Origin of the sequence: Collimonas sp., from assembly GCF_035566555.1 — a bacterium.
Lineage (GTDB): Bacteria > Pseudomonadota > Gammaproteobacteria > Burkholderiales > Burkholderiaceae_D > Collimonas.
On sequence record NZ_DATMRB010000024.1, the window covers coordinates 15,581 to 41,904 of the forward strand.

Annotated in this window: 26 protein-coding genes; 13 read left to right on the forward strand and 13 right to left on the reverse strand. The window is 58.9% G+C overall.

The annotated features are described in order from the left end of the window. Positions 1-8: 8 nt before the first annotated feature. The 5 genes from VNZ65_RS03745 to VNZ65_RS03765 form a co-directional block, all read right to left on the reverse strand. Positions 9-1,115, reverse strand: coding sequence for a substrate-binding domain-containing protein (locus tag VNZ65_RS03745; RefSeq protein ID WP_325666208.1), 1,107 nt, complete (start codon positions 1,113-1,115; stop codon positions 9-11). 408 nt (positions 1,116-1,523) lie between these two features. Continuing rightward, entirely contained in the window at positions 1,524-3,305 is a 1,782-nt protein-coding gene (locus VNZ65_RS03750) for a GspE/PulE family protein (RefSeq protein WP_414649037.1), read from the reverse strand. Between the two features lie 237 nt (positions 3,306-3,542). Further along, positions 3,543-4,379 (reverse strand): spermidine synthase, encoded by an 837-nt coding sequence (locus VNZ65_RS03755; protein WP_325666213.1) that lies wholly within the window; start codon positions 4,377-4,379, stop codon positions 3,543-3,545. A 157-nt stretch (positions 4,380-4,536) separates the two neighbouring features. Continuing rightward, positions 4,537-4,845, reverse strand: a complete 309-nt coding sequence (locus VNZ65_RS03760; protein WP_325666215.1) for a hypothetical protein — start codon at positions 4,843-4,845, stop codon at positions 4,537-4,539. A 213-nt stretch (positions 4,846-5,058) separates the two neighbouring features. Beyond that, positions 5,059-5,547 carry a DNA-deoxyinosine glycosylase gene (locus tag VNZ65_RS03765; protein ID WP_325666217.1) on the reverse strand — a complete coding sequence of 163 codons (489 nt, stop codon included), beginning with the start codon at positions 5,545-5,547 and terminating at the stop codon, positions 5,059-5,061. 201 nt (positions 5,548-5,748) lie between these two features. Between VNZ65_RS03765 and VNZ65_RS03770 the strand changes: the two genes are divergently transcribed. Further along, a complete protein-coding gene (locus tag VNZ65_RS03770) occupies positions 5,749-6,498 on the forward strand; it encodes an SDR family oxidoreductase (RefSeq protein WP_325666219.1) in 750 nt (249 codons plus the stop codon). Between the two features lie 244 nt (positions 6,499-6,742). Next, a complete protein-coding gene (locus VNZ65_RS03775; RefSeq protein ID WP_325666254.1) occupies positions 6,743-7,198 on the forward strand; it encodes a glycine zipper 2TM domain-containing protein in 456 nt (151 codons plus the stop codon). Between the two features lie 86 nt (positions 7,199-7,284). Here the strand turns inward: VNZ65_RS03775 and VNZ65_RS03780 are convergent, their stop codons facing one another. Next, positions 7,285-7,866, reverse strand: a complete 582-nt coding sequence (locus tag VNZ65_RS03780) for a helix-turn-helix domain-containing protein (protein WP_098496596.1) — start codon at positions 7,864-7,866, stop codon at positions 7,285-7,287. Positions 7,867-8,021: 155 nt separating this feature from the next. Here VNZ65_RS03780 and kbl point away from each other — a divergent pair, with 155 nt between their 5' ends. The 4 genes from kbl (at position 8,022) to VNZ65_RS03800 (ending at position 11,182) form a co-directional block, all read left to right on the forward strand. Then, positions 8,022-9,245, forward strand: coding sequence for a glycine C-acetyltransferase (gene kbl / locus VNZ65_RS03785; RefSeq protein WP_414649038.1), 1,224 nt, complete (start codon positions 8,022-8,024; stop codon positions 9,243-9,245). Between the two features lie 22 nt (positions 9,246-9,267). Next, positions 9,268-10,233, forward strand: coding sequence for an NAD-dependent epimerase/dehydratase family protein (locus VNZ65_RS03790; protein ID WP_325666224.1), 966 nt, complete (start codon positions 9,268-9,270; stop codon positions 10,231-10,233). A 304-nt stretch (positions 10,234-10,537) separates the two neighbouring features. Then, complete coding sequence (locus VNZ65_RS03795) at positions 10,538-10,756, forward strand: FitA-like ribbon-helix-helix domain-containing protein (protein ID WP_325666226.1); 219 nt, start codon at positions 10,538-10,540, stop codon at positions 10,754-10,756. Between the two features lie 15 nt (positions 10,757-10,771). After that, positions 10,772-11,182: a type II toxin-antitoxin system VapC family toxin gene (locus tag VNZ65_RS03800; RefSeq protein ID WP_325666228.1), complete on the forward strand. Its 411-nt coding sequence runs from the start codon at positions 10,772-10,774 to the stop codon at positions 11,180-11,182. Positions 11,183-11,219: 37 nt separating this feature from the next. On the opposite strand, the gene VNZ65_RS03805 is transcribed toward VNZ65_RS03800, so the two are convergent. Continuing rightward, a complete protein-coding gene (locus tag VNZ65_RS03805) occupies positions 11,220-12,257 on the reverse strand; it encodes a hypothetical protein (RefSeq protein WP_325666230.1) in 1,038 nt (345 codons plus the stop codon). Continuing rightward, on the reverse strand, positions 12,254-12,853 hold the full coding sequence (locus VNZ65_RS03810; RefSeq protein WP_325666232.1) for a sigma-70 family RNA polymerase sigma factor: 600 nt from the start codon (positions 12,851-12,853) through the stop codon (positions 12,254-12,256). The genes VNZ65_RS03805 and VNZ65_RS03810 overlap by 4 nt, the downstream gene beginning before the upstream one ends. 195 nt (positions 12,854-13,048) lie before the next feature. On the opposite strand from VNZ65_RS03810, the gene VNZ65_RS03815 reads away from it, so the two are divergent. Further along, entirely contained in the window at positions 13,049-15,952 is a 2,904-nt protein-coding gene (locus VNZ65_RS03815; protein ID WP_325666234.1) for a VIT domain-containing protein, read from the forward strand. 95 nt (positions 15,953-16,047) lie between these two features. Here VNZ65_RS03815 and htpG read toward each other — a convergent pair whose 3' ends face one another. Continuing rightward, positions 16,048-17,961: a molecular chaperone HtpG gene (gene htpG / locus VNZ65_RS03820; protein ID WP_325666236.1), complete on the reverse strand. Its 1,914-nt coding sequence runs from the start codon at positions 17,959-17,961 to the stop codon at positions 16,048-16,050. 168 nt (positions 17,962-18,129) lie between these two features. After that, positions 18,130-19,605, reverse strand: coding sequence for a PLP-dependent aminotransferase family protein (locus tag VNZ65_RS03825; protein ID WP_325666238.1), 1,476 nt, complete (start codon positions 19,603-19,605; stop codon positions 18,130-18,132). 137 nt (positions 19,606-19,742) lie between these two features. Between VNZ65_RS03825 and VNZ65_RS03830 the strand changes: the two genes are divergently transcribed. The 6 genes from VNZ65_RS03830 to VNZ65_RS03855 all read left to right on the forward strand — a co-directional run bounded on the left by VNZ65_RS03830 (position 19,743) and on the right by VNZ65_RS03855 (position 24,777). Beyond that, positions 19,743-20,063 carry a DUF2917 domain-containing protein gene (locus tag VNZ65_RS03830; RefSeq protein WP_325666240.1) on the forward strand — a complete coding sequence of 107 codons (321 nt, stop codon included), beginning with the start codon at positions 19,743-19,745 and terminating at the stop codon, positions 20,061-20,063. Then, a complete protein-coding gene (locus VNZ65_RS03835) occupies positions 20,063-20,659 on the forward strand; it encodes a LysE family translocator (RefSeq protein ID WP_325666256.1) in 597 nt (198 codons plus the stop codon). Before VNZ65_RS03830 ends, VNZ65_RS03835 begins: the two co-directional genes overlap by 1 nt. A gap of 76 nt (positions 20,660-20,735) precedes the next feature. Beyond that, entirely contained in the window at positions 20,736-21,614 is an 879-nt protein-coding gene (locus VNZ65_RS03840) for a DMT family transporter (RefSeq protein WP_325666242.1), read from the forward strand. 184 nt (positions 21,615-21,798) lie between these two features. Then, positions 21,799-22,257, forward strand: a complete 459-nt coding sequence (locus VNZ65_RS03845; protein ID WP_038488171.1) for a RidA family protein — start codon at positions 21,799-21,801, stop codon at positions 22,255-22,257. Positions 22,258-22,434: 177 nt separating this feature from the next. After that, positions 22,435-23,628: a PLP-dependent aminotransferase family protein gene (locus VNZ65_RS03850; protein WP_325666246.1), complete on the forward strand. Its 1,194-nt coding sequence runs from the start codon at positions 22,435-22,437 to the stop codon at positions 23,626-23,628. 117 nt (positions 23,629-23,745) lie between these two features. Beyond that, positions 23,746-24,777: a low specificity L-threonine aldolase gene (locus VNZ65_RS03855; protein ID WP_325666258.1), complete on the forward strand. Its 1,032-nt coding sequence runs from the start codon at positions 23,746-23,748 to the stop codon at positions 24,775-24,777. A 125-nt stretch (positions 24,778-24,902) separates the two neighbouring features. On the opposite strand, the gene VNZ65_RS03860 is transcribed toward VNZ65_RS03855, so the two are convergent. The 3 genes from VNZ65_RS03860 to VNZ65_RS03870 all read right to left on the reverse strand — a co-directional run. After that, positions 24,903-25,454 carry an IS630 family transposase gene (locus tag VNZ65_RS03860; RefSeq protein ID WP_325666248.1) on the reverse strand — a complete coding sequence of 184 codons (552 nt, stop codon included), beginning with the start codon at positions 25,452-25,454 and terminating at the stop codon, positions 24,903-24,905. Next, positions 25,451-25,912 carry a helix-turn-helix domain-containing protein gene (locus tag VNZ65_RS03865; protein WP_325666250.1) on the reverse strand — a complete coding sequence of 154 codons (462 nt, stop codon included), beginning with the start codon at positions 25,910-25,912 and terminating at the stop codon, positions 25,451-25,453. Before VNZ65_RS03865 ends, VNZ65_RS03860 begins: the two co-directional genes overlap by 4 nt. 52 nt (positions 25,913-25,964) lie before the next feature. Beyond that, the coding region (locus VNZ65_RS03870; protein WP_325666252.1) for a hypothetical protein at positions 25,965-26,324 on the reverse strand (360 nt) is incomplete at its 5' end.

Here is a 26,324-nt window from a genome sequence, read left to right on the forward strand (position 1 = left end):
GGACGCCATCATTTTCCCCAGATTTTTTTGTACTCGGCGCGGTAGCCGTTATTCGGCTCAAAGGTATTCTTGTCGCCGCCGTGGAACGCGATGTTCTGCTCCGTCACCAGATAGGCCGGCGTGGTGTAGGCGCTGGCCTTTTCGCCGGCAAATGCGCGATTGAGTTCGTCGATGATCTGCCATCCCTGCTGGCCGAAAGGTTCCGGCACGGTGGCGATCTGCAGGCTCTTGCTGCGGATCCGTTGGTAGGCCGTTTCAGAACCTTCGCCGGCCGACAGCGCCTGGATCTTGTTGTTGGCGAGCAGGGTCATCGAAGCTGGTGTCGCCAGCAGGTCGAGGTAGCTGTCGTTGACGCCGATGATGTGCGTCCATTTCTTGCCGAAGCGTTGCTGCAGCGTCGCCAGCAGGGCCGGCATCTTGTCGGGCGAGGTGGCGATCGGCAAGGCCTCGACGCTGAGCAGGCTGCAGGTCCTGCATTGCTTGATCACCGCCACCACTTCATTCGACTTCGCCTGCGAATACAGGCTGGCCGGATCGGTGAACACCACCACGCCGGCCTTGCCGTTGGAATCGACCACGCCCAGCAGGCTGGCGATCAGGGCTTCTTCTTTCGGGTCGGCAGTGACGTTGGAAAACAGGCCGTCGCTAGGGCCGACCCGGGTCGATGCATGCCAGCCGACTACCGGGACATTCTGGGCATTGGCGGCATTCATTTCCTTGGGCTGCTCGTTGGCGTCGATACCGGCCAGCACAATGCCGCTGGGCTTCAGCGCCAGCGCGCGGCTGAAGGCTTCCGCATGCTTGTTGTCGACGCCCCAGCAATCGATCACGAAAACTTCCCAGCCGGCGACCGCGGCGGCTTCCTGCACGCCCTTGGAAACCCGCAAGACACTATTGTTTTTGAGATTGGAAGCGATGACGACGATGAGTTTTTTTTGCGCCGAGATTCTAGGGCCGCTGGTGGGGCCGTCCCAGCTGTTCTTGAAGGCCATCGCCTTGGCGATCTTGGCGTTGGCCCGGTTCAAGAACAAAGTCGGATCTTCCTGTGCGAATGCCGAACTGATAAAACCGAAGACAAGTGCTACCGTTACAAAATGAAAATTTGTAAATTTCATTATATTTTTTATCCGGATGTTGACTGCGTATGGTCGGAGCGGATTTCCCGCCTGTCTTTTATTGCAAATGAATGCAAACTATTATTCGACAACAACTCCCTGTGCTGCGACTGCCACCATCTCCCTTGGCCAACGCTGATGCCGCTTTCCGTTAATTCTGTCTCCTTCTGGAAAGGCATCCGCCTTGGCCCGCCTTAGCTTACGCAAAGGTTAAATAATTGTCTATCGGAAATCAAGTGCCGCCCTGATGCAAAGCACTTTTTGCGCCAGGCTGAAGAATGATTTTCTCCATCGCACTGCACCATGCAGGGGATTTTTTTGTTAAAAAAGTACATTCGGACAAAAGGGCTACCGGCCGTGGCGGCGGGTAGCCCTTTTGCGGTTGTTGCAGCAGGCGAAAGCCTGGTGTCAGGTCAGCGCTGAAGTGACCTTCAAGACCTCTTCCACGGTGGTGACTCCTTCTAGCACTTTCAGCGCACCAGCAAGTCGCAAAGGTTTCATGCCGTCAGCGATGCTTTGCTTTTTCAGTGCGTGGATGTCGGTTTCGGCCTGGATCATTTTTGAGAAGGGCTGGGTGATGGTCAGCAGCTCATACAAGCCGGTACGGCCACGGTAGCCGGTCTGGCGGCACTCGGGGCAGCCGACCGGATGGTAGACGGCGGCCGGTTTGGGCAGGTTCCAGTTTTCTACCAGTTGCGCCCAGACTTCGTCGGCGACCTGGCCATCGGCGCTCTTGCAGTGGCTGCACAAGGTGCGCACCAGGCGCTGCGCCATGATGCCGATCAGCGTGGTTTCCAGCAGATAGTAAGGTACGCCCAGTTCCAGCAGGCGCATCACCGCCGAGGGCGCATCGTTGGTGTGCAGGGTGGAGAGCACCAGATGGCCGGTGAGCGCGGCCTGGATCGCCATTTCCGCGGTTTCCAGGTCGCGGATTTCGCCCACCATGATGATGTCCGGATCCTGCCGCATCAGGGCGCGTACGCCGTCGGCAAAAGTCAGGTCGATGCCATGGTTGACCTGCATCTGGTTGAACGAGGCTTCCACCATTTCAATCGGATCTTCGACCGAGCAGACATTCACTTCGGATGTGGCGAGCGCCTTCAGCGTGGTGTACAGCGTGGTGGTCTTGCCGGAGCCGGTCGGGCCGGTCACCAGGATGATACCGTGCGGGCGCTTGGTCAGCGCGTCCCAGCGCAGGGCATCGTCTTGCGGGAAGCCCAGCTCAGGCAGCGTCTTGACCACCACGTCCGGATCGAAAATCCGCATCACCAGTTTCTCGCCAAAGGCAGTCGGCAGGGTCGACAGGCGCAGTTCGATTTCCTGGCCGCCGGCGGTGCGGGTCTTGATGCGGCCGTCCTGCGGCCGGCGCTTTTCAATCACATCCATCCGTCCCAGCAGCTTGATACGCGCGGTCATGGCGATCATGACCACCGCCGGCACCTGGTACACCTGGTGCAGGACGCCGTCGATGCGGAAGCGGATCGCGCTGAAATCGCGTTTCGGCTCCATGTGGATATCCGAGGCGCGCTGTTCAAACGCGTATTGCCACAGCCAGTCGACGATGTTGACGATATGCTGGTCGTTGGCGTCGACCTGCTTGTTGGTTTTGCCAAGCTCGACCAGCTGCTCGAAATTGTTGCGCAGCGCCAGCTCCTGGCCGCCCGATTTATGCGCGCTCTTGATCGATTTCGCCAGCGTGAAGAACTGTGTGATGTATTGCGTGATGTCGAGCGGATTGGCGATCACCAAGCGGATGTTGCGGCGCGAGATCTTGGCGATTTCGGCCAGCCATTCGGTGCGGAACGGCTCCGCGGTGGCGATCACCAGGTCGGTGGCGCTCAGCTCGACCGGCAGGATGTTGAAGCGGGTGGCGTAGCTGGCCGACATGACATCGGCCACTTTGGCGAAGTCGATCTTGAGCGGGTCGATCCGGTAGAACGGCATCTGGACCTGGCGCGCCAGCCATTCGGTCAGCCATTCCAGCGTCAGCACCCGGTGCGGCGGCAACGCCGATTGCCGCTTGCACTGGGCAACCGCGCTGAGCGGATGGATGGCGATCGCGGCGTTGCGGAATATTCCCTGGGCCTGGGTGTAGAAAGCCTTTACCTCATTCTTGTCGACCGTGCCGTCGTTCAGCAGCCAGGTAAAGATCTGTTGCAGGTCGAGTGTCTTGGGCGATGCATTGTTCATTGCGATAGGCGGTTGGTTGGGTGAGGCCGGCATGCGCCGGCACGGTGTCTAGTGTAGTGCTTCGCAAATAATGAAACTTCATAAACGGCGTCTTTTCGCGCCATGCGTGGTTGCAAATCCTCGCGATAGCCCACTATCGCTGCGGTTTGCGCGGGGCGGTCATTCGCCTAGCCTGGCACCAAAATTCACCATTTCTGAAGCTCCATTATTTGCGAATCACTACACTGGCGTAGCCGCTTACTGCGGCGAATGCCAGGCTTTGAGGCCGTTGACCCAGGATTTGGCCGGCAGCTTGGTGGCGGCGGTGATTTCCGCCGCGCGTTCGTACCAGGCGCTGAAGTCGAGCGGCGGCGCCTGCTTGAAAGCGATCGCGATCACATTGCCCTCGTGGACTTCCGGCAGGCACCAGACATCGTCGAAGGCAAACATCATGGCTTTCAGGTTCTTGGCATAGCTCGGATGGTCGCCGAACAGGTTGACGGTCATGATGCCGTCGTCCGTCAGGCAAGCCGCGCAGGCACTGTAGAACTCCGGCGTATCCAGCACCGGGCCGCGCGCGGTGGCATCGTACAGGTCGACCTGCAAGGCATCGATACTGTCATGGTTGAGCGGATCGAGCACGAAATCCATGGCGTCCATCTCGACTACCGACAGCCGTTCGTCTTCCGGCGGCAGCTTGAACATGGAGGCGCAGATCGCCAGCACCGAAGGGTTGAGCTCGATTGCGGTCACCCGTGCCGCGGGAAACTGGCGGTAGCTGAACTTGGTTAGCGCCGCGGTGCCCAGGCCCAGCTGGACGATATGCTGAGGCGCCGGATTGAACAGCATCCATGCCATCATTTGCTGGGCGTATTCCAGTTCCGGCCAGTCCGGCTTGCGCAAGCGCATGGCGCCTTGCACCCATTCAGTGCCGAAATGCAGGTAGCGCACCCCGTCCTGTTCCGACAGGGTGACAGGCGCGAACTTCGGTTTGCGGGGCGGCTTGGGAGTGTCTTTTTTTGCAACGGCGGTGCGCTTGCGCGGGCCTTCCATGCGGTTGGCGTCGGCTTCTATGGATTTGCGTTTGATCAGCATCAGGTGGATTTATTAGGCAAAAAGCAGGTAAACAAGGATATGCAGCAATGATACCGCGCCACAGCCGAATATTTGACCTAATTATTGCCATCCCTCGATTGCTGCATCCCGATTGCCATAGCGCCTAGCTGCACCGCGCTTGCGTTGATTGCTGCCGCTATCTGTATCCGTAGCGGCAGCCGATGAACATGGATTTTTTGCGGCCATCGCGGCCGGAGCCGGGGCCAGGGCTGCGATCCTGGTCGTAGACGAAATAGCCGTCGCGGCCGCACAATTCCGCGGCTTTCTTGTAGCAGGCGCGCCAGGACTGTTCGGCATCGGTGCATTCGACCAGGAAAGCGTCGCGGCCGTCAGGGCCATCGATGCGTTCGGAGGTGACGCAAGCGCCGAGCGCGAGCAGCAGCGGCAGGGCCAGCGAGAGTCGGCACGACGGGAAAAGTCGCCGCGGCAGGGATAGTCTTTGCATAGGCTTCTTGCTCCAGCTCATAGACTGAGACCGAGAGAAACGCATGCGGAAAGCGCTAGCACTAATGTCAGCGCGGCGGTATAGCGTAATAGATTTTTGTGCAGTGACGACATGTTCATTCCTTGAGAGATCAGAGCTGCTCATTTTAGAGAGCGGGCGATGTTCAAGGCTTGTCGATGTGTGCAGAAAGTGTAGGTATTTTGTAATCGGCGATCAGCGTTCTTGCAACATGATCCAGGCCGCCAGCTTTTCTGCATAAGGCCGTGTATAGGCCTGGCTGCTGGAAGGCAGCAGGACGATACGGTAGCGGCCGGCGTGTTCGCCCAAAGCCTTTAGTCCCAGCCTGGCGGCGGTGCCGCCGTTGAAGGCAATGGTGTGCAACTGCGGCAGCGTGGCGATCAGGCTGGTCAGGTCGTTATGCACGTGATCGCGGATATTGCTGTCCAGGCTGCCGTCGCGGCGCGCCTCGGCCACCACGTCCCACAGCCCGAAGCCGTGCGCCAGCAGCAGCGGCAGCCGCTCCGCATAAGGCAGTGCGGGCAGGTCGATGCCGATGACTTCGGCCAGCAGTTTCCAGAAACGGTTTTGCGGATGGGCGTAATACTGGCTGTGCGCCAGCGAGACACCGCCGGGCAGGCTGCCGAGGATAAGCGTGCGGACTTGCGGATCGACTACCGGTGGAAAACTGCGTTTGCGATTCATTTTGCTTGTAAAGCCAATCGTTATATGTGGGGACGGCGGTGCGATATTTATCGGGTATATGCAACTCCGGTGTTAGTCCTTAGTCAAAAAACCGTTAATCGCAGCTTGATTATAATGTGCCGGTATTCGAGGCAGTCACTGGCGAGCGCAAGATCGCATTTGAATCCCTTGGCCTGAAACGTAAAGAATGAGGACGCAAGCATGTCGAAAGCAGTCATGATCATCACCGGCAGCAGCCGCGGCATCGGCGCGGCTACTGCGTTGCTGGCCGCTGAGCGCGGCTATGCCGTGTGTGTCAACTATGTGCACAACCGCAGCGCCGCCGAGGCCGTGGTGGCAGCCATCCGCGATGGCGGCGGTGAAGCGTTGGCGGTCGCCGGCGATGTCGCTGCCGAAGCGGACGTGATGGCGTTGTTCCAGACCGTCGACAGCCAATTAGGCAAAGTCACGGCGCTGGTCAATAACGCCGGCATCCTGGAGCGCCAGATGCGCGTCGAAGAAATGGACGTGGCGCGCCTGCAGCGGGTGTTCAACACCAATGTCATCGGCAGTTTTCTGTGCGCGCGGGAAGCGGTGCGGCGCATGTCGACCCGCTGCGGCGGCCAGGGCGGCGCCATCGTCAACCTGTCGTCGATGGCGGCCAAGCTGGGTGGTCCGGGCGAGTATGTCGATTACGCCGCTTCCAAGGGGGCGATCGATGCCATGACCATTGGCCTGGCCAAGGAAGTGGCTGACCAGGGCATCCGCGTCAACGCCGTGCGCCCCGGCGTCATTTACACTGAGATACATGCCAGCGGCGGCGAGCCGGGCCGGGTTGAACGTGTCAAGGACAGCGTGCCGATGCGGCGCGGCGGCAGCGCCGAGGAAGTCGCCCGCGCGGTGCTATGGCTGTTGTCGGAGGAGGCCTCGTATTCCACCGGCACATTTATCGACGTCTCGGGCGGTCGTTGAAGCGCATCCCTGGTCAATGATTGAATAGACGGCAAGCTGGTCTTTTTGGCAAAAATCCGGCGAGTTTGAAAAAGTTGCTAAAATGCGCGGTATTGACCCGCAAGCTTGGTATGTATTAGACGGGGAAAAGTTTCTTTTCTGCACTATCATTGATTCAGCAATCCCTCTACTGGTGCGCTGATCAAGTTATCGTTGTGCGGAAATTTTAATGCAAGAGCAATTTACGATGGAGTTATCAAGAATGATGAAGAATCTGATTATTGTCGCTGCCTTGGTGGCATTGGGCGGTTGTGCCGTGACCCCGAATTCTGCCAACGTGTATACCAGCAGCCAGGCGCAGGGCGAACAATCTGTACGCATGGCCGTAGTGGATTCGGTGCGTCCGGTGACCATTGACAAGAACCGTGGCGGCAACGGCGCCGGCACTTTGGCTGGCGGCGCGCTCGGCGCGGTTGCAGCCGGTTCGACCATCGGCAAGGGTAATGGCTCGCTGGCGGCCGGCGTGGTTGGCGCGGTACTCGGCGGCATCGCCGGCAATCAGGTGGAAAACAACCTGAACCAGCGTCCAGGCCTGGAAATTACCGTACGTCTGAGTAACGGTGAACTGCGTGCGATTACGCAGGACGCTGACGAGCGGTTCAACGTCGGCGACCGTGTGCGCCTGCTGTCTTCCGGCGGCGTTACCCGCGTCACGCATTAATTGCCGAAGCCGCCGGCAGCCTGGCTGCCGGCGGTAAAAGCCAAGAGGTGAAACAGCGATCGCGATCGTTGTTTCACCTCTTTTTTTTATGGTCCGTTATGGATTACGACCAGCAAGGCGGTGGCGGTGCTTTTGCCGACATTTTTAATGTAATGGGGGCGGTCGGCGGCATATCTTGCCGTTTCGCCAACCTTGATTTTGCTCAGGTTGCTGCCGCTCTGGACTTCCAAGGTGCCGGACAGGACTGTCAAGTGCTCTCGGGACGCCGGTTCATGCGCTTCCGAATCGAGGCAGCCGCCCGGTTGCAGCGACAGTTCGTACCATTCGAACTGGCCGGCCAGTTCGATCGGGCCGAGGATGCGCAGCTCGCAATGACCGTCCCGCGAGCGTAGCGAGGGGGTGGCGTGGCTGGCCACGGTTTCGATCGAGGCCGGCACGACCTGATTGCCATCCACCAGCAAAGAGATGGGCACGCCCAGTGCGTTGGCCAGCCGCCACACCACGGCCACCGTCGGATTGGCCTGATTGCGTTCGATCTGCGACAGCATCGATTTCGACACGCCGGCGCGCTTGGACAGGGCGTCGAGCGACAGGCCATCGGCCTGGCGCAGCCTGACCAGGGTGTCGCCGACTTTTGGCGGCGCATCTTCCAGCATCTTATCTGCCATGCTTATTTTCCATGTTATTCACGCTGTTTTTTTCACTGAATTGCTGGGCATCTAGTTGACAGCCCGGTTATTGTGCATTATCGTGGAATTTATGTTCGATATATCGAATTTGAACAATATATTATATAAGATCGAGGCCGGCAATGACATCATCAGTGACACAAGAAGATACCCAAAACCATGGCGCTCCACAGTTCTACAGCCACCTGCGCGACGAACTGAGCGCAATTGAAGCCGCCGGTCTGCTGAAGAAGGAGCGCCTGATTCTCGGTCCGCAGGGCGGCAAGATCAGCACGGAAAGCGGCGAGCTGATCAATTTGTGCGCCAACAACTACCTGGGCTTGTCTTCTCATCCATCCTTGATCAAGGCCGCTCACGACGCCCTGGATTCACACGGTTTCGGCCTGAGCTCGGTGCGCTTCATCTGCGGCACGCAGGATATACACCGCCAGCTGGAGCAGCGCCTGTCCGCTTTTCTCGGCACCGAAGATTGCATCCTGTATGCAGCAGCCTTCGATGCCAATGGCGGCTTGTTTGAACCTTTGTTGGGTGAGCAGGATGCGATCATCAGCGATGCCCTCAACCATGCGTCGATCATCGACGGCGTGCGCTTGTGCAAGGCAAAGCGTTATCGCTATGCGCATAACGACATGGAAGACCTGGAGCGCTGCCTGAAACAGGCCAAGGCTGACAACGCCCGTTTCTCCATGGTGTTTACCGACGGTGTGTTTTCGATGGACGGTACGGTGGCGCAGCTGGATGTCATTCGTCAGTTGTGCGACAAGTACGGCGCGCTGCTGGGCGTCGATGATTGCCACGCCACCGGTTTCATGGGTGCCAAAGGGCGCGGTACGCACGAAGCGCGTGGCATCTTCGGCAAGGTCGACGTCATCACCGGCACGCTGGGCAAGGCCCTGGGCGGCGCCAGCGGCGGCTTCACGGCCGGCCGACGCGAAGTGATCGACCTGCTGCGGCAACGCTCGCGGCCTTATCTGTTCTCGAATACCTTGATGCCGGCGATTGTCGGCGCCTCGATCGCGGCGCTCGATCTGCTGGAAGCGTCCACCGAATTGCGTGACCGCCTGGAACGCAATACCGTCTACTTCCGCAAGGCGATCACCGAAGCCGGCTTTGACATCAAGCCAGGCACACATCCGATCGTGCCGCTGATGGTGTACGACGCCGTGGTCGCGCAAAAGCTGTCGCGCCGCTTGTATGAACTTGGCGTATACGCCGTCGGCTTTTTCTATCCGGTAGTGCCGCAAGGGCAGGCGCGGATCCGGGTGCAGATGTCGGCGGTTCACGATGAAGCCACCTTGCAGCGCGCAGTGGGCATTTTCCGGCAAGCCGGCGAAGAGCTCGGTCTGGTAAAGAATTAAAGAAAACGGTAAAGAGACTAAGATGAAAAAAGTATTGGTAATCGGTGCAAACGGACAGATTGGCACCGAACTGGCGGCGGCGCTCGTCAAACTGCATGGCGCCGGACAAGTTGTCACCAGCGATATCCAGCCGGCCGGCAAGCATCCGGAACTGACATATGAAACCCTGGACGTCACGGATGCGAAGCGTCTGGCCGAGGTGGTCGGCCGGCATGATATCGGTGAAATCTATCACCTGGCGGCGGCGCTCTCGGCAAAAGGCGAAGAGCACCCGGAGTGGGCCTGGAACCTCAACATGACCGGCTTGCTGAACGTGCTGGAAGTGGCGCGCCAGGTCAAGCTGTCGAAGGTATTCTGGCCTAGCTCGATTGCCGCATTCGGTCCTTCGACCCCGCGCGACAATGCGCCGCAGATCGGCCCTATGGATCCGAAGACTGTCTATGGCATTTCGAAACTGGCTGGCGAACACTGGTGTACCTGGTACGCGGAAAAATACGGCATGGATATCCGCAGCCTGCGTTATCCGGGCCTGATCAGCTATTCGGCAGAACCCGGTGGCGGCACCACTGACTACGCCATCCAGGCGCTGTTTTCGGCGGCCGACGGCAGCGCCTTCACCAGTTTCCTGGGTGAAGAAAGCACATTGCCGATGATGTACATGGACGATGCCGTGCGCGCTACCATCGAACTGATGAGCGCGCCGAAAGAGAATCTCAAGACGGCCGGTTCATACAATCTGGCGGCATGGAGCTTTTCGCCGCGCGAACTGGTGGCTATCATCCAGCAGCGCGTGCCGGCTTTCCAGGCCGCTTACAAACCGGATTTCCGCCAGGCGATCGCCGACGCGTGGCCGCGCTCGATTGACGACTCCAGTGCGCGGGCAGAGTGGGCATGGCGTCCTGCATACAGCCTGAGCGAGATGGTTGACGATATGCTGACGCATCTGGCCGGGCGCAAAGCTGTCCGGCAGGAAAAGCAGGTTGCCTGAGCTTCTGCTTGGGTTGGCTTGTGTTTCGGCTGAGCGCTAAGGCTTTTTCAGGAGGCGCCGAAATACGGGCGCGCCGGGATTAGGCGTTAAGTAAAATGCTGCACATCAGCGTAAAGGGCTGGAGACAACATGTCTTCCAGCCCTTTTTTATAAGCATTCGACTAACTTCCCGGCTATACCTGCATCAGCTGCCACGAAAAGTATATTCTTTTTAAAAAATCAACTAATGGCCGGAAGCGGCGCTTGCATTGATTGCATAAATTCGCTAGAGTGATAGCGTTGCAATCAATTGTGAGGAGCTGCAATGGCTACAAACCTGGTGGTGAGAAACGTGGAAGAAGAACTCACTCTGGCGCTCAAGCAACAGGCGGCGGCGCATGGCCGCAGCGCCGAAGCCGAGCATAGGGAAATCCTGCGGGCGGCGCTGCAGCGTCCGAAGCGGCGTTCGCTGGTCGAGTTCTTATTGAGCATGCCGAATGTCGGGGAAGACAGGGACTTCGATGCGCGCAACATCCAAGGGTAAATTCAGGAGCAATGCGTGTATCTGCTAGATACCAATGTGATCAGCGAATCCCGCAAAGGGAAAAAAGCCAACCGTGGAACCCAGGAATTCTGGCGCTCGGTTGATTCCGATGCGATTTATCTGCCGGTGCAAAGCATAGGCGAAATACGCCGCGGCGTTGAAATCGTAAAACGCCGCGGCGATTCAACGCAGGCCAAAATGCTGGAAATGTGGCTGCAGACGCTTACAACGGAATATGCGGATCGTATTCTGTCTTTTGATGACGACTGTGCTCAGGTATGGGGCTGCCTGATGGCCGCCGACAATCAACATCCGATCGATAAGCAAATTGCCGCGATCGCCTTGATCCATGACATGACAGTCGTTACCCGCAACACCAGCGATTTTATCGATACGGGCGTAGGCCTTATCAATCCATTTTTATGAAGCCTGGCGGGCCTGGCATACATGGCCGGCCGCGTCTCTATTTCTGCAACTGCCTGATTTGCGCGCGCAATTTTTCCGGTACCGGATAGTCAGGATACGCATGTCTGAATTTCTCCCATTCTTCCAGCGCATCCTGGCGCAAGCCCGCCTTCAGCATTTCATCAATCGCTGACAGCCAGGCCTCGGCTCTTGCCGGTGATTCTGGTTTTCCCGCGAGGGCGGCGGCGGGGGCTGATTCCGCTTCCGTTGGCGGTGCTGTCGCAACGGCGCCCGATGCCACGACCGGGGCAGGAGCAGGTGAGTATGTCGGCGCCGGGGGGGCAACCATTGGTGCCGGAGCAGGCGAGTATGTCACTGCAGGTTCTGCAGCCACTGATGGTGGATTGGCGGCGACCGAGGCTCGCGGCGCAATGATTGCCTTGGCTCTCGACGGCAAGGCTTCCGGGCTTGCCAACGGCGCTGGCGAAGCAGCGTAGTTTTCTCTAGCTACAAAGGGGGCCGGCGCTGGTGTCGGAACAGGTGCGGCTTGCGCATCCTGGGCCTGGGCCGGTGACTTCGCTTCCGGTGCGGCTTTTGCCACCGGCGGCGTGCTGCGGGCAGCGGCTTTGGCTCGCGCCGATTCCGGTTTTTCCTGGACTTTCTTTTCAACCGGCCCCACCGGCTCCACCGACTTTACTGATGGCGCTGTCGCCGCTGCCGGCGCGGGAGGCGGGGGCGCAGGTTCGGCCTGCGGCGTCGTGTCGTAAGACTGCGTCACCGGCTCTGTCTGCCAGCGCAAAGTCGCCAGTATTGCCAGCACCATGCAGGCGGCCATGCCCAGTTGCGTTGACCAGCGCATCAAGAACTGCGGTTTGGCTGGCTTGGCGGGTTTGCCGGACAAGGCATCATTGGCCGCCTGCGGCATCGGCGTTTCCGTTTTGAGCAGGGTCTCGGCCTGCGCCAGGATGGCGGCATCCAGCGCGGCTGAAGGCGCGGGCTGCGGCAGTCCCTGCAACTGGCGCGCCAGTTCGCCATGGCCTTGCAGGAAGGCCTCGAATTCGGCGTCGTCCAGCCGCTTGCTGTCTTCGGACGTCATGCCGCCTCCTCGCTGGAATCCAGGTCTGCTGTCAGTTGCTGCCGCAATTTGCGCATGGCATAGCGCAGCCGGCTCTTGATGGTCTCTTCCGGCGCGGCGACAATCAGTGCGATCTCTCCAAGGCTCATGCCGTTAAATTGCTGCAAGATCAAAACCTCTTTCTGTTCCCCTGGCAGCAGTCGTATCGCCGCGTGCAACCTGGCGATGCGCTCTCGGTTTTCCAGCACCGCTTCGGGTGCAAGCGTTTCCTGCGCTGTTTCGGCCAGGTAATCGAATGCCGCTTGTCCGTCGTCGCCTTGGCTCATTTCGCTGGCCAGCAAGGTTTGCTGCTGGCGCAACAGGTCGATCAGGCGATTGCGCGCGATCTGGAACAGATAAGTCCGGAACAGCGATTCCGGCTGATAGCGGGCGCGTGCATGGTGCAGGCCGGCCCAGCTGTCTTGCGCGATCTCGTCGACCCAGTCGCGGCGTGGCGAACGCCAGGCGATGAAGCTGTATAAACCCTGGCTGTGGCGCCGGTACAGTTCCCTGAACGCAGCCAGATCGCCGTCACGGTAATTGAGCATCAGCGATTCATCGGAAGGTTCGGCGGGCATGGCGGCAGCGTCTTTGCTCGGCAGGGCGGTAGCGGCGATTGTGACGCCTGCCGTGCAAGAAAGCAATAAGGCTGTGAATGCTTGCCTGCCAGCCATTTTTTGCTGGGGAAATTATTTTTTGCGGATTTAACCCCGTATTTGCAACTGCTCCGTTTCATATGACAAGCCGGCGTATCGGCACAAACGGAGAATGATATGTTACGAGCCTTGTTGGGCGCACTATGCGCACTGTTCCTGTTGCTTCCCGCAGCCCAGGCCCGGACGGTGATGCCGTCGCCGCTGATCATCGCTAACGGGGCCGAACAACCGATTGTGCTGCAAGGCCTGCAGGTCAACGGCGAGATCAGCGGCGGCATGGCGCAGACTACGGTGCAGATGGTGTTCTTCAATCCGAACCGGCGCTTGCTTGAGGGGCAGCTGCAGTTCCCCTTGCTGGACGGTCAGCAGATCGTCGCATTTTCGCTGGATGTCGAAGGGCGGCAGCGGCCGGCCGTACCGGTGGAAAAAGCCAAGGGACGCCAGATCTTCGAGGCAATCGAGCGGCGCAGGGTCGATCCGGGCCTGCTGGAGGCGACTCAGGGTAACAACTTCAAACTGAGAATCTATCCGATTCCAGCCAACGGTACGCGCACCGTGGAAATCAAGTATGTAGAGCCGTTGGCGCGCCAGGGCAAGAATTGGCAATATCGCTTGCCGCTGGCTTACGGCGACCGCATGCGCGATTTCGATCTGACGCTCAATGTGCACGGCGCCATGGCCGCGCCGCAGGCCAGCGGCAGCCTGGGCGCCATAGGCCTGGTACGGACCGGCGAGCAATACCAGATGCATGTCAATAAAAGCGGATTTGCCGCCAGCGGCATGCTCAATCTGCTGATACCTGCCAGCGAGAAGCCGCAGACTTACACCCAGGTGCGCGATGACGGCACATGGTTTGTCACTGAAATACCGGTGGCCGAGACGCATACGGCGCGCAGTTTGCCCAAGGTGATCGGTCTGCTGTGGGATAGCTCTGGCTCGGGGGCTGTGCGCGATCACGATGCAGAATTTGCCGTCCTGGATCGCTATTTCAAGGCAGCCGGCAATGTGGAAGTGCGCTTGACCCGCTTGCGCGACAGAGCGGAGGCGGAGCAATCCTTTCATATCGCCAACGGCAACTGGAACACCTTGCGCCAGGCCTTGCGGAACACGGTCTACGATGGCGCCAGTGCCTTGGGCGACTGGAAACAGGAAGCGGATGTCGGCGAATACCTGCTGGTGAGCGACGGCTTGAGCAATTATGGCAACGCGGCCTTTCCCAAGCTTGCCGCAGGTCAGCGCCTGTACGCCTTGAACTCGGCGCTGGCGGCCGACACCGGCTTGCTGTCTGCCTGGGCGGAGAATAGCGGCGGCCGTTTGATACAGATCACGGCGCAATCCGTGGCGGCGGCGACGCAAGCCTTGCTGAGCGAGTCGGCGCATGTAGCAACCTTGACGGCGGTCGGCGCCGGCGATTTGCAAATCGAATCGCGTGACGCAAAAAACGGCATATTGCGTATCGCCGGGCGTTTGCGTAATCCGGAAGCCCAGCTCACGCTCGCTACGCGGCAAAACGGCCGGCTGGCAAGCACGGTCATCCCGATCTCGGCAACGGCGCCGGCGCATCCGCTGGCAGCTTACCTGTGGGCCGGCTATCGCTTGCGCGAACTGGACGCCAACCGTGACTTGCATCGCGCCGAGATCCGCCGCATCGGTCAGCAATTCGGCCTGGCGACCCGTGAGACTTCATTGATCGTGCTTGAACGGCTTGACGATTACGTGCGCTACGACGTCGCTCCGCCGCCAGAATATCAGGCCGCGTTCAATCAGCTGAAGAAAGTGCGTGATGGCGATCTCAGGCAGGCGCGTAGCCGGCATCTGGAAAACGTGCTGCAGCAGTTCGAGCGTAAGATTGCCTGGTGGGAGAAAGATTTCTCTAAGGCGGACATGCCGAAGACCAAGAGGGCAACGCCGGATGCTCTCCGTAGCGATCGCCGGCGCGACGCCGGGATTCCGTTGCAGAGCGCATCGGCGCCGGAAATGGCGGCGCCGGTAGTGGCTGCGCCAATGCCGCCGCCGGCGCCGGTTGCAGGGTTGCAGCGGGCATTTGAAGCAAGGGAAAATTATGCGTCGAAATCGCTTGGCGGCAGCGATGCCGCAACCACGGCGCCACAAATCAGCGTGGCGCTGCAAAAATGGAGCGCCAATGCACCTTACATCGACCGTCTGAAAGCTGCGACAGCAGATGCTGTGTACGCCATCTATCTCGATGAAAAACCAGGCTACGCCAACAGCAGCGCTTTCTTCCTCGATGCCGCTGACGTCCTGCTGGAGAAAGGGCAGCGCGACCTGGCCCTGCGTGTCTTGTCGAACCTGGCGGAGATGGACCTGGAAAACCGCGCCGTGCTGCGCATACTCGGCTACCGTCTGTTGCAGGCCGGCGCCCCGGAGCTGGCTATCCCTGTCTTTGAAAAGGTAAAGCAGCTGGCCAGCGAAGAGCCGCAATCGTTCCGCGATCTGGGTCTGGCATATGCGGCCAGCAAGCAGTACCAGCAAGCCATCGATCAGTTGTACGAAGTGGTGCTGCGGCCATGGGATACGCGCTTTCCGGAAATCGAAACGATTGTCCTGGCCGAATTGAACCAGATCGTGGCGACTGCTGGTGTCCCGCTCGATACCAGCCGGATTGACCCACGTTTTCTGAAGAATATGGCGCTCGATTTGCGCGTGGTGATGACCTGGGATGCGGATAATTCCGATATGGATCTGTGGGTGACCGATCCGAATGGCGAAAAATGTTTCTACGGCTATCCGCTGACACACCAGGGAGGTCGCATGTCGCGCGATTTCACGCAGGGGTATGGACCTGAGGAATTCTCGCTGCGCAAGGCAAAGCCGGGCAAGTACAAGATAGAAGCCAATTACTACGGCAACAGCCAGCAGCTGATTGCCGGCGACACCACCTTGCAGGTCAAGCTGACGACCGCCTTCGGCACCCCTCAGCAAAAAGAGCAGATGGTGACGCTGCGCCTGAAGGACCGGCAGGATACGGTCTTTGTCGGTGAATTCGAAGTGGCCCAGTAATCCAGGCCGGCGGCAATAAAAAAGGGCTGCCAGACAAATTGTCTGGCAGCCCTTGATCGATTGCCCTGCAGAGCAGGTGGCATACCGGCCTCGAATTACTTGCCGGTCATGCCCAGCAGCATTTCATTCAAGCGCTTGACGAAGCCGGCCGGATCCGCCAAGGCGCCGCCTTCCGCCAGCAAAGCCTGGTCGAACAAGATGTGCGACCAGTCGCCGAACTTGGCTTCTTCGTACTTCAGGCGCTGCACCAGCGGATGGTCCGGATTGATTTCCAGGATAGGCTTGGAATCCGGCGCTTCCTGGCCGGCGGCCTTGAGCATGCGCAGCAGGTTGCCGGACAGTTCGTTTTCATCGGCCACCAGGCAGGCAGGCGAATCGGTCAGGCGGAAAGTGACGCGCACGTCCTTGGCTTTGTCGGCCAGCGCTGCTTTCATCTTTTCAACCAGATCCTTGAACTGGGTTTCGGTTTCTTCGTGCTGCTTCTTCTCGGCTTCATCTTCCAGGGTGCCGAGATCGAGGCCGCCCTTGGCAACCGACGCCAGTTCCTTGCCTTCGAAATCCTGCAGGAAGGACAGCATCCATTCGTCGACGCGGTCAGTCAGCAGCAGGACTTCGACGCCTTTCTTGCGGAAGATTTCCAGGTGCGGGCTGTTCTTGGCGGCGGCAAAGGTTTCGCCGGTGGCGTAATAGATCTTGTCCTGGCCTTCTTTCATGCGGCCGATGTAGTCGGCGAAGGACACGGTCTGGACGTCGCCGTCGTTGCTGGTGGAGGCAAAGCGCAGCAGCTTGGCGATACGGTCCTTGTTGGTCGCGTCTTCGCCTATGCCTTCTTTCAAGACCTGGCCGAACTCCTTCCAGAAGCTGGCGTACTTGTCCTTTTGCGCCTGCTCATCGCTGTTGGCCAGTTCTTCCAGCAAGCCCAGCACGCGCTTGGTCGAGCCTTCGCGGATCACGCGCACATCGCGCGATTCCTGCAGGATTTCACGCGAGACGTTGAGCGGCAGGTCGCTGGAATCGATCACGCCCTTGACGAAGCGCAGGTAGACCGGCATCAGTTGTTCGGCATCGTCCATGATGAAGACGCGCTTGACGTACAGCTTGATGCCGCCGCGCTTGTTGCGGTCCCACAGGTCGAACGGGGCGCGGCTGGGCACGTACAGCAGCTGAGTGTATTCGCTGCGGCCTTCGACCCGGTTGTGGGTATAGGTCAGCGGCGCTTCGAAATCGTGCGAAACGTGCTTGTAGAACTCGACGTACTGTTCTTCGGTGATGTCGGATTTGCTGCGCGCCCACAATGCGCTGGCCTGGTTGACGGTCTCGAATTCGTCCTTGACGACGGTTTCCTTCTTTTCTTCGTCCCATTCTTCTTTCTGCATCACGATCGGCAGCGAGATATGGTCAGAGTACTTGCGGATGATGGATTTCAGCTTCCAGGCCGACAGGTATTCGTCTTCGCCTTCGCGCAGATGCAGTGTGATGTCGGTGCCGCGCGATGGCTTGTCGATCGCTTCGATGCTGAAATCGCCGGCGCCGGTGGATTCCCAGCGTACGCCTTCGGTGGCGCTGGCGCCTGCGCGGCGGGTGTCGACCGTGATCTTGTCGGCGATGATGAAGGCCGAGTAGAAGCCGACGCCGAACTGGCCGATCAGCGCCGCATCTTTCTGCTGGTCGCCGGACAGTTTCGAGAAGAATTCCTTGGTGCCGGACTTGGCGATGGTGCCCAGGTGCGAGATGGCTTCATCGCGGCTCATGCCGATGCCGTTGTCCGAGATCGTGATGGTGCGTGCGGCCTTGTCGAAAGCGACCTTAATCTTCAGTTCAGGATCGTTCTCGAACAGGGCGCCGTTGTTGATCGCTTCAAAGCGCAGCTTGTCGGCGGCATCGGATGCATTGGACACCAGCTCGCGCAGGAAAATTTCCTTGTTGGAGTACAGCGAGTGGATCATCAATTGCAGCAGCTGCTTTACTTCTGCCTGAAAACCAAGGGTTTGCTTTTCGGATACGGCCATTGTTTCCTCTGTATAAACGTAGAAAAAGTGATGTGAAAATGATAAAAATCGGCGATAAAAAGGCAAAGCGGTCTGTCTGGCTCCGCTTTGGTCCTGTGTATTGGTCAAAAAATGGGGAGCAATCCGGATTTTACAAGAGCTGATTGCCTAGCGGCCACCTGACTTGCCTTATTTGCTACATTCCTGCTCTAGGAAGCGCCAGATAGCCGGGTCCGACATCGCTGCCACGTTGATCCGCATGCGCGAGGAGGGCAGCTGGCTGGGCGAGAACAGGGCGCCGGGCGCCAGCAGGAAGCCCTCGGCCAGGGCTTTTTCCGCCATCACGTTGGTGTCATGGCCGGTATCGGCCCAGACAAAGATGCCGGCCGGGGTGCTGATGTCGACCGTCATGCCTATCCTTTCCATCTGCCGGATGGTGCGGTCGCGCACGCTGTCGAGCTTGCCGCGCAAGCGGTCCAGATGCTTGCGGTAGTGGCCTTCGGACAGGATTTTATAGACCACCCGTTCGCCGACTTCAGCGCTGGTCAGGTTGGTCAGCATCTTGCGGTCGGCAAAGTGCTGGGCCAGCTCGAGCGAGGTGGCGATGAAGCCGGAGCGCAGGTTGGGCGAGAGCGTTTTCGAAAAACCGCCCATGTAGATCACGCGATTGAGCTGGTCGAGAGAGGCAATGCGGGTGGCCGGCTGGATCGCGGAGCCGGGATGCATATCGCAATAGATATCGTCCTCGACGATCATGAAGTCGTGTTCTTCGGCCAGCTTGAGGATCTGGAACGCCTTGGCTGCCGACAGCGAGGTCGAGGTCGGATTGTGCAGCACCGACACCAGCACATACAGCTTGGGCTTGTGCAGCGCCACCAGCTCCGCCAGCTTGGCCATGTCGGGACCGTCGGCCAGGCGCGGCACGCCGACCACCCTGGCGCCCAGCGCGGCGAACGAAGCAAACATCAGGAACCAGGACGGGTCGTCGACCAGGATCACATCGCCGGGTTGAGTAAAGTGGCGCGCCACCAGGTCCAGCCCCTGGGTCACGCCTGTCGTCGTGACGAACTGTTCCGGCGTGGCGGCGATTTCCAGTTCGGCCATCTTCAGCTGCAATTGCTGGCGCAGCGGCAAGAAGCCTTGCGGAATCCCATAGGACAGCAGTTGCGCCGGATTCTGCCGGCTGATGCTGCGCAGGGCGTTGGCGATCAGGTCGGCGTCCAGCCATTCGCTGGGGAACATGCCTGAGCCGGGCATTTTCTTGTTCGGCGCCTGCTGGTGCATATTGCGCACCAGCCAGACCACGTCAATCAGTTGCGGCTGCTTGTCGCCGGCCGGATTGCTGCCGCGTTCGGCCAACAGCGGCGAGCGTTCGCGCACGTAAAACCCGGAGCCGCGCCGCGATTCCAGGCAACCCTTGGCCACCAGCCGGTCATAGGCTTCCACCACGGTAAAGCGCGACACATTGTGGCTGTCGGCAAACTGGCGGATCGACGGCATGCGGGCGCCGGTGCGCAGCAAGCGGTCGCTGATGCGGGATTCGATGCTGCGCACGATCTGCTCGACCAGCGAGGTATCGCTATCGCGCGACAGCAGCTGTGGGGCGGACGGCAGCTGTGGCAGCTGGCTGTTGCTCAGCTTGCGGGGCGGGACTGTGTTGGTCATTGTGATGGTTACTGTATTGGTGGTTTGGCCGGAACAGTGTCAGAAATTACTTGTTTAACTGTATTGGTACTGTATTGGTTAATTGGCTTAGCATAGACCTAAATCCCCAATGCTGCAAATCCGGAAGCGAGTGCGCCATGCAAACATTATTCAAGCAACAGTCTCATACCTTGTCGGGCGGCAGCGTGCTGTCTGGCGTGACCGAAGAGCATGTGATCCTGAAAGTGGTCAGCGGCCGTGTCTGGGTGACTTTTGAAGGGCAGCCGGAAGACCACTGGCTGCACGCCGGCCGCTCATTAACTTTACTGCCTGGCCGCATGGTGGTGGTTGAGGCCGATCCTGGCAACAGCCGCATCAGTCTGAGCGGCTTGCCGCAGCGCGGTACGCCTAGCATCCTGAAGGCTTTGCTGGCACGCTTGCGCGGTCCAGGCTTCCACCCGGCCACCAGCGTGTCATGATGCTGCTGGAGACCTTACTGCCACTGGCCGTGTTTGCTTTCGTGTCCTCGATCACGCCGGGGCCGAACAACATCATGCTGACTTCGTCCGGCATCATGTTCGGCTTCCATCGCACGATTCCCCACATGCTGGGCGTGACCTTTGGCTTCGGCGTGATGCTGGTGCTGTGCGCCGTCGGCGTCGGCAGTCTGGTGCTGGCCCTGCCGTCTATCCACGTGATTCTCAAAACCCTGGGTTCGGCTTATCTGCTGTATCTGGCCTGGAAGCTGCGCAAGATGTCTTTCAAGTCCGAGCTGGAAAGCGGCCACAAGCCGATGACTTTCCTTGGCGCGGCAGCTTTCCAGGCTGCCAATCCCAAGGCCTGGATCATGGCCATCACCAGCGCCTCGGCGTTCCTGCCGCCGCTGCAGCCGATCTGGCTGTCGATTGGCCTGTATTGCCTGATTTTCTCGGTGATCAACCTGCCGTGCGTCGGCGTCTGGGCTGCCGCCGGTTCGGGCTTGCGGCGTTACCTGGCGCAGCCGGTGTGGCAGCGCGTATTTTGCGCGGCTATGGTGCTGCTGACCATTTATTCAGCGGTTTCGATCTGGCTCTGAGGGCAAGATCGTCCCGTTTCAATCCAATCAATCGATAAATAATCGACAAATAATCGATAAGCAGAAGACAGGCGACATGACAGACGAATCGAAGGGCATGTGGCTGGGGCTGGTCGGGGTAGCTATCTTCAGCCTGACCTTGCCGTTCACGCGGATGGCGGTGGCGGAACTGAATCCGGTGTTTGTCGCTTTCGGCCGGGCGGTGGTGGCGGCCTTGTGTTCCATGCCGCTGTTGTGGAAGCTGAAGGCTGCCTGGCCGCGCGGCGCGCAGTGGAAATCGCTGGCGCTGACGGCGCTCGGCGTGGTGGTCGGCTTTCCCTTGTTTTCTTCGGTGGCGATGCGCTACGTGCCGGCTTCGCACGGCGCCATCGTGCTCGGCATCCTGCCCCTGGCGACGGCCATGTTTGCGGCCCTGCGCTTTGGTGAGCGGCCATCGACCGGATTCTGGATTGCCGCCGTCGCCGGCAGCGGAATTGTTGTCGCTTTTGCACTCAGCCAGGGCGACGGCGGCTTGCAGATGGCCGACCTGGCTTTGCTGGCGGCCGTGGTGGCCGCCGCCATGGGGTATGCCGAAGGCGGTCGCCTGTCGCAAACCATGGGCGGCCAGCAGGTGATCGCCTGGGCTCTGCTGCTGTCGCTGCCGGTCCTGCTGCCGATTACCGCCTGGCTTGGCTGGCGCTATGGGATCAGTGCTTCGCCCAAGGCCTGGCTCGGCTTTGCCTATGTCTCGCTGTTCTCGATGTTCATCGGTTTCTTCTTCTGGTACAAGGGCTTGGCCCTGGGCGGCATTGCCCGTGTTGGCCAGGTGCAATTATTGCAGCCGTTTATGACACTGCTGGGAGCAGCGTTGCTGCTCGGGGAAGCGCTGGTGGGGCGCAATATGCTGTTTGCGCTGGCGGTGCTGGTTGTCGTCGGCTTTGGCCGCAAAATGGCGGTGCGGCGTCAGCCAGCCTGATGTTTCCGAAAAATAGGATGGCAAAATATAACGCCGCACTGGTCGCCAACTTGGCCTTAGGGTGAGATAATTGTTGGCTTCCCGCCTCAGGAACATGGCCTGAGCCCGGTGTTATCCCATTTACCCTGTCATTGCTGCTGGCGTCACAAGCGTTGGCAAATGATTATATTTTTCGGAGTATCTGATGTCTGTATATGAAAAGTTGCAAGCCCTGAACATCACTTTACCGGCCGTCGCTGCGCCTGCGGCTGCTTACGTGATGTATGCCCAAAGCGGCAATACGGTCTACCTGTCCGGTCACCTGTCCAAGAAGGACGGCAAGATCTGGGTCGGGCAACTCGGCAAGGACATCACGACCGAAGAAGCCAAGCAAGCCGCACGCGGCATTGCGGTTGACCTGATCGCTACCTTGCAAGCAGCTTGCGGCGGCGATCTGTTGCGCGTCAAACGGGTCGTCAAGCTGATGAGCCTGGTGAACTCGACGCCTGATTTTACGGAGCAGCACCTGGTCACCAACGGCGCCTCCGAACTGATCGGCGAAGTGTTTGGCGAGCAGGGCAAGCATGCCCGTTCCGCATTCGGTGTGGCACAGCTGCCGTTGGGCGCCTGCGTAGAAATCGAAATGATTGCTGAAATCGAATAAGACTCGCAGTACTGGTAGCGCGGTGCGGTGCTTCCCTCATTTGCGAAACACCGCACTTACCGCTGCCGGCCCAGGAGACGGCAGATCATAAAAACCATGGCGGTTGCAGTACAGGCTCGGCTTGATCCGGCCTGCAGACAGCCGCCTCTCAAAACAAGATCACTTGAAGAGAATTGTATGAAAATCGAAAACCCAACCCCGCTGCAATGGCGTTTCTCGGAACGTGCACAGAAGCTGCAAAGCTCGGCCATCCGCGAAATCCTCAAGATCACCATGCGTCCGGAAATCATTTCCTTCGCCGGTGGCCTGCCGTCGCCGGCGACTTTCCCAGTCGAGCGCCTGAAGGTCGCTTTCGACAAGGTCTTGTCGGATCAAGGCAAGGTCGCGCTGCAATATGGTCCGACTGACGGCTATGGCCCGTTGCGCGAATGGGTGGCCAACTCGCTGTCGACCGACGGCGCCAAGATCAACGCGAACCAGGTCATGATGACATCCGGTTCGCAGCAAGGCCTGGACCTGCTGGGCAAGGTGCTGATCGACGAAGGCAGCAAAGTGCTGGTTGAAACCCCAAGCTACCTGGGCGCCTTGCAGGCGTTTTCGTTGTACGGTCCGGAATTCGTTTCGGTGCCTAGCGATGACGGCGGCCTGATGCCGGAAACCGTGGCGACCCTGGGCCAGGGCGCGCGCATGCTGTACGCCTTGCCTAATTTCCAGAACCCGACCGGCCGCACCTTGTCGGTCGAGCGCCGCCAGGCCCTGGTGAATATCTGCGCCCAGCTCGGCCTGCCGCTGATCGAGGACGATCCTTACGGCGCCCTCAGCTATCGCGCCGAACCGCTGCCGAAGATGCTCAGCATGAATCCGGGCGGCGTGATCTACATGGGTTCCTTCTCCAAGATCCTGACGCCAGGCATTCGCCTTGGTTATGTGGTCGCCCCGCGCGCGCTGATCGAGAAGATGGAGCAGGCCAAGCAAGCCACCGACCTGCACACTTCGCAGCTGACACAGATGGTGGTGTATGAAACCATCAAGGACGGCTTCCTCGACCAGCATATCCCGACCATCCGCAAGCTTTACTCGGATCAGTGCGACGCCATGCTGGATGCGCTGCAAACCTACTTCCCGAGCGGCGTCAGCTGGACCCGGCCGGAAGGCGGCATGTTCATCTGGGTGACCCTGCCCAAGCATATCGACAGCACCAAGCTGCTGGCGGAAGCAGTAGAGCAACACGTGGCTTTTGTGCCGGGCGGCCCGTTCTATGGCAATACGCCGGAACAGCATACCTTGCGCCTGAGCTTTGTTACCGTGCCGCCAGCCAAGATCCGCGACGGCATCGAGAAACTGGGCAAGCTGATCGCTTCGAAAATCTAATCAGTTGAGGACAGAGTAATTCGCCACGCTACGGTGGCTCTTAAACACTTGCCGTGCACCTCTGTCCCCAATTTCTTAAAAGGCCGCCTGTCCATGGAACCGTTCGTGTCGCCGTCTTTGCAGCATTTCGCTTCCGATAACCAGGCGGGCATCTGCCCGGAAGCACTGGCCTATCTGCTCAAGAGCAACGACAGCGGTCACGAACCGTCCTATGGCGACGACGCCTGGACCCAGCGCGTATGCGACCGCATGCGCGATCTGTTCCAGACCGATTGCGAAGTCTTCTTCGTCTTCAACGGCACTGCCGCCAACTCGCTGGCGCTGGCATCCTTGTGCCAGTCGTATCATTCGGTGATTTGCCATGAATTGGCGCATATCGAAACCGATGAATGCGGCGGTCCCGAGTTTTTTTCCAACGGTTCGAAACTGCTGACTGCCAAGGGTGAAAACGGCAAGCTGACGCCGGATGCGATCGAGGCGCTGGTGACCAAGCGCGCCGATATCCATTACCCGCGGCCGAAAGTGGTCAGCATCACGCAATCGACCGAAGTCGGCACCGTCTATACGGTCGAAGAAGTGCGGGCGATCGCGGCAATCGCCAAGCGCCGCCAGTTACGGGTGCACATGGATGGCGCACGCTTCGCCAATGCCGTGGCAGCCCTCGATGTACATCCCTCCGAAATCACCTGGCGCGCCGGCGTCGACGTCCTGTGTTTCGGCGGCACCAAGAACGGCTTGCCGGTCGGCGAGGTTGTCGTTTTCTTCGACAAGAAGCTGGCCGAGGATTTCGCTTACCGCGTCAAACAGGCCGGCCAGCTGGCGTCCAAGATGCGTTTCATCTCCGCACCGTGGCTCGGCTTGCTGGACAACGACGTCTGGCTGCGCAATGCCCGTCACGCCAACGCCATGGCCGCATTGCTGCATCAGCGCCTGCTGGACATCACCGGGGTAAAAGTACTGTTCGAACCGCAGGCGAACGCCGTCTTTGCCGAGTTGCCGGACCACGCCGCCAAAGCCATGCGCGCGCGCGGCTGGAAGTTCTATCAATTTATCGGCGCCGGCGGCTGCCGCCTGATGTGCGCATGGGATACCCAGCAAGAGACGGTGGAGCGCTTCGCTGCTGAGCTGCGCAGTTTGTGCGTCACCTGACTGCGCATCGCCGTGATATGGATGCTGGAGCCGGACCCTTCGTATCGAACGGGGCCGGTTTTTTTTGTCTTCAGTACCGCTGCTGGAGCACTGGTTTTTTGTAGTACTGATGTGTTTGTAAGTGTTCACGAAAAACGAATTTCAGATTTTGATCCGTAGCCGGTGAAGAGCTTTTCAATCTCCGTGTCGATGGTTTCTTTTGTCCATGTGACGAAACGGCGCCAGTGATACTTGGCGTGCTTCCAGAGGATTTCGATCTTGTTCAATTCGGGGCTGTAGGTGGGCAAGTAGAATAGCACCATACGATGATCAACAAGCCAGCGGTTGAGCGTTTCCTGGTCGATGTAATGGTGGATTTTTGTGTTGTCCAGAACGACCACTGTCATCTTTGATGAATCGCTTTCCTGAGCTGTTTGATCGAGAAACTGTACGACGGTAGGACGCTTGATGGATTCCTTGTAGCTTTGGTGTCGAAGCTGGTTGGCACCGAAATCCAGAGCGCCCAGAACTGAGCGCTTGCAATGTGGTTGAGGCACGATGCTGTGTGGTTTGCCTATTGGCGACCAGCCGCGCTGTACGGGCGGCGAAGCCGATATGCCAGCGGCATCAAAGTAGACAAGGCGTAGCATGTCATCACGCGCTGCTTGCTGCAATTTAGTGAGGACACGGGCTTTCATAGCGAACTCCTGTTCGTCTCGTTTTTTTTGAGTGAATATCGCCCACGTTTATAGGAGAAACCTGCACGCTTGAGTGCCACCGACAAGGTATCAAGGCCACATGGAAATGGCACGTCATGAACGGCTTCAATCTGCTGCGCGATCTGTTTGAGGGTCATCGATTCGGCTCGTGCTGCTTCCACGGCAGTTGTAACCATGGCGTCGGATAACGCGCGCGGACGACCGCCTTTATGCCCGACTAGCAAGCCGCATAGGCCCCTGTCATGCCAGGCATGGGCCCAGTTGTAGACAGACTTGGCGCTCACTTCAAGTTCTTCGGCGATGTCACAGATGCGTCTGCCATCGTTGAGTAACAGCAAGCCCAGTCCACGGGTCCGGAAGTCTTGATAGGGATGTTTGCGCGACAGTTGTTGCAAGGTTCGTTTCTCCGCTTCAGTCAGTTCAACTTTCAGTTTCATGAGCATCGGTTCGAGTTGAGATTGCCTTCAGACTCATAATCGTGAATTTAGTTTACCCGGGGCACTTATGCTCTTCTTGCAAATATTCCAGCACAAATTTGGATCTGTACGTTGCATGGTCAACTCCAACTCGGTAACGAACAGTATATTTCGGAACTAGTAGAACTTTCTTCCCGTCGCATGTAGGCAGTTCGACATACTTCTGACTCCAAGTGCCAGAGTTGATATCCCAATAAAAACCTGAAGCCACGCTTCTGACGGGAATACTGTAAAGGTCGCACTGTGCCCTTGTGTATGAAATCAATCCGGATCTAATAATATTAGTTGTAATATCAGAAATCTTATCGCGACCGATACCGGGGATATACAAGGCAAAATCAGGAAGATCTTCGAGTAATGTACTTTTTGCAGC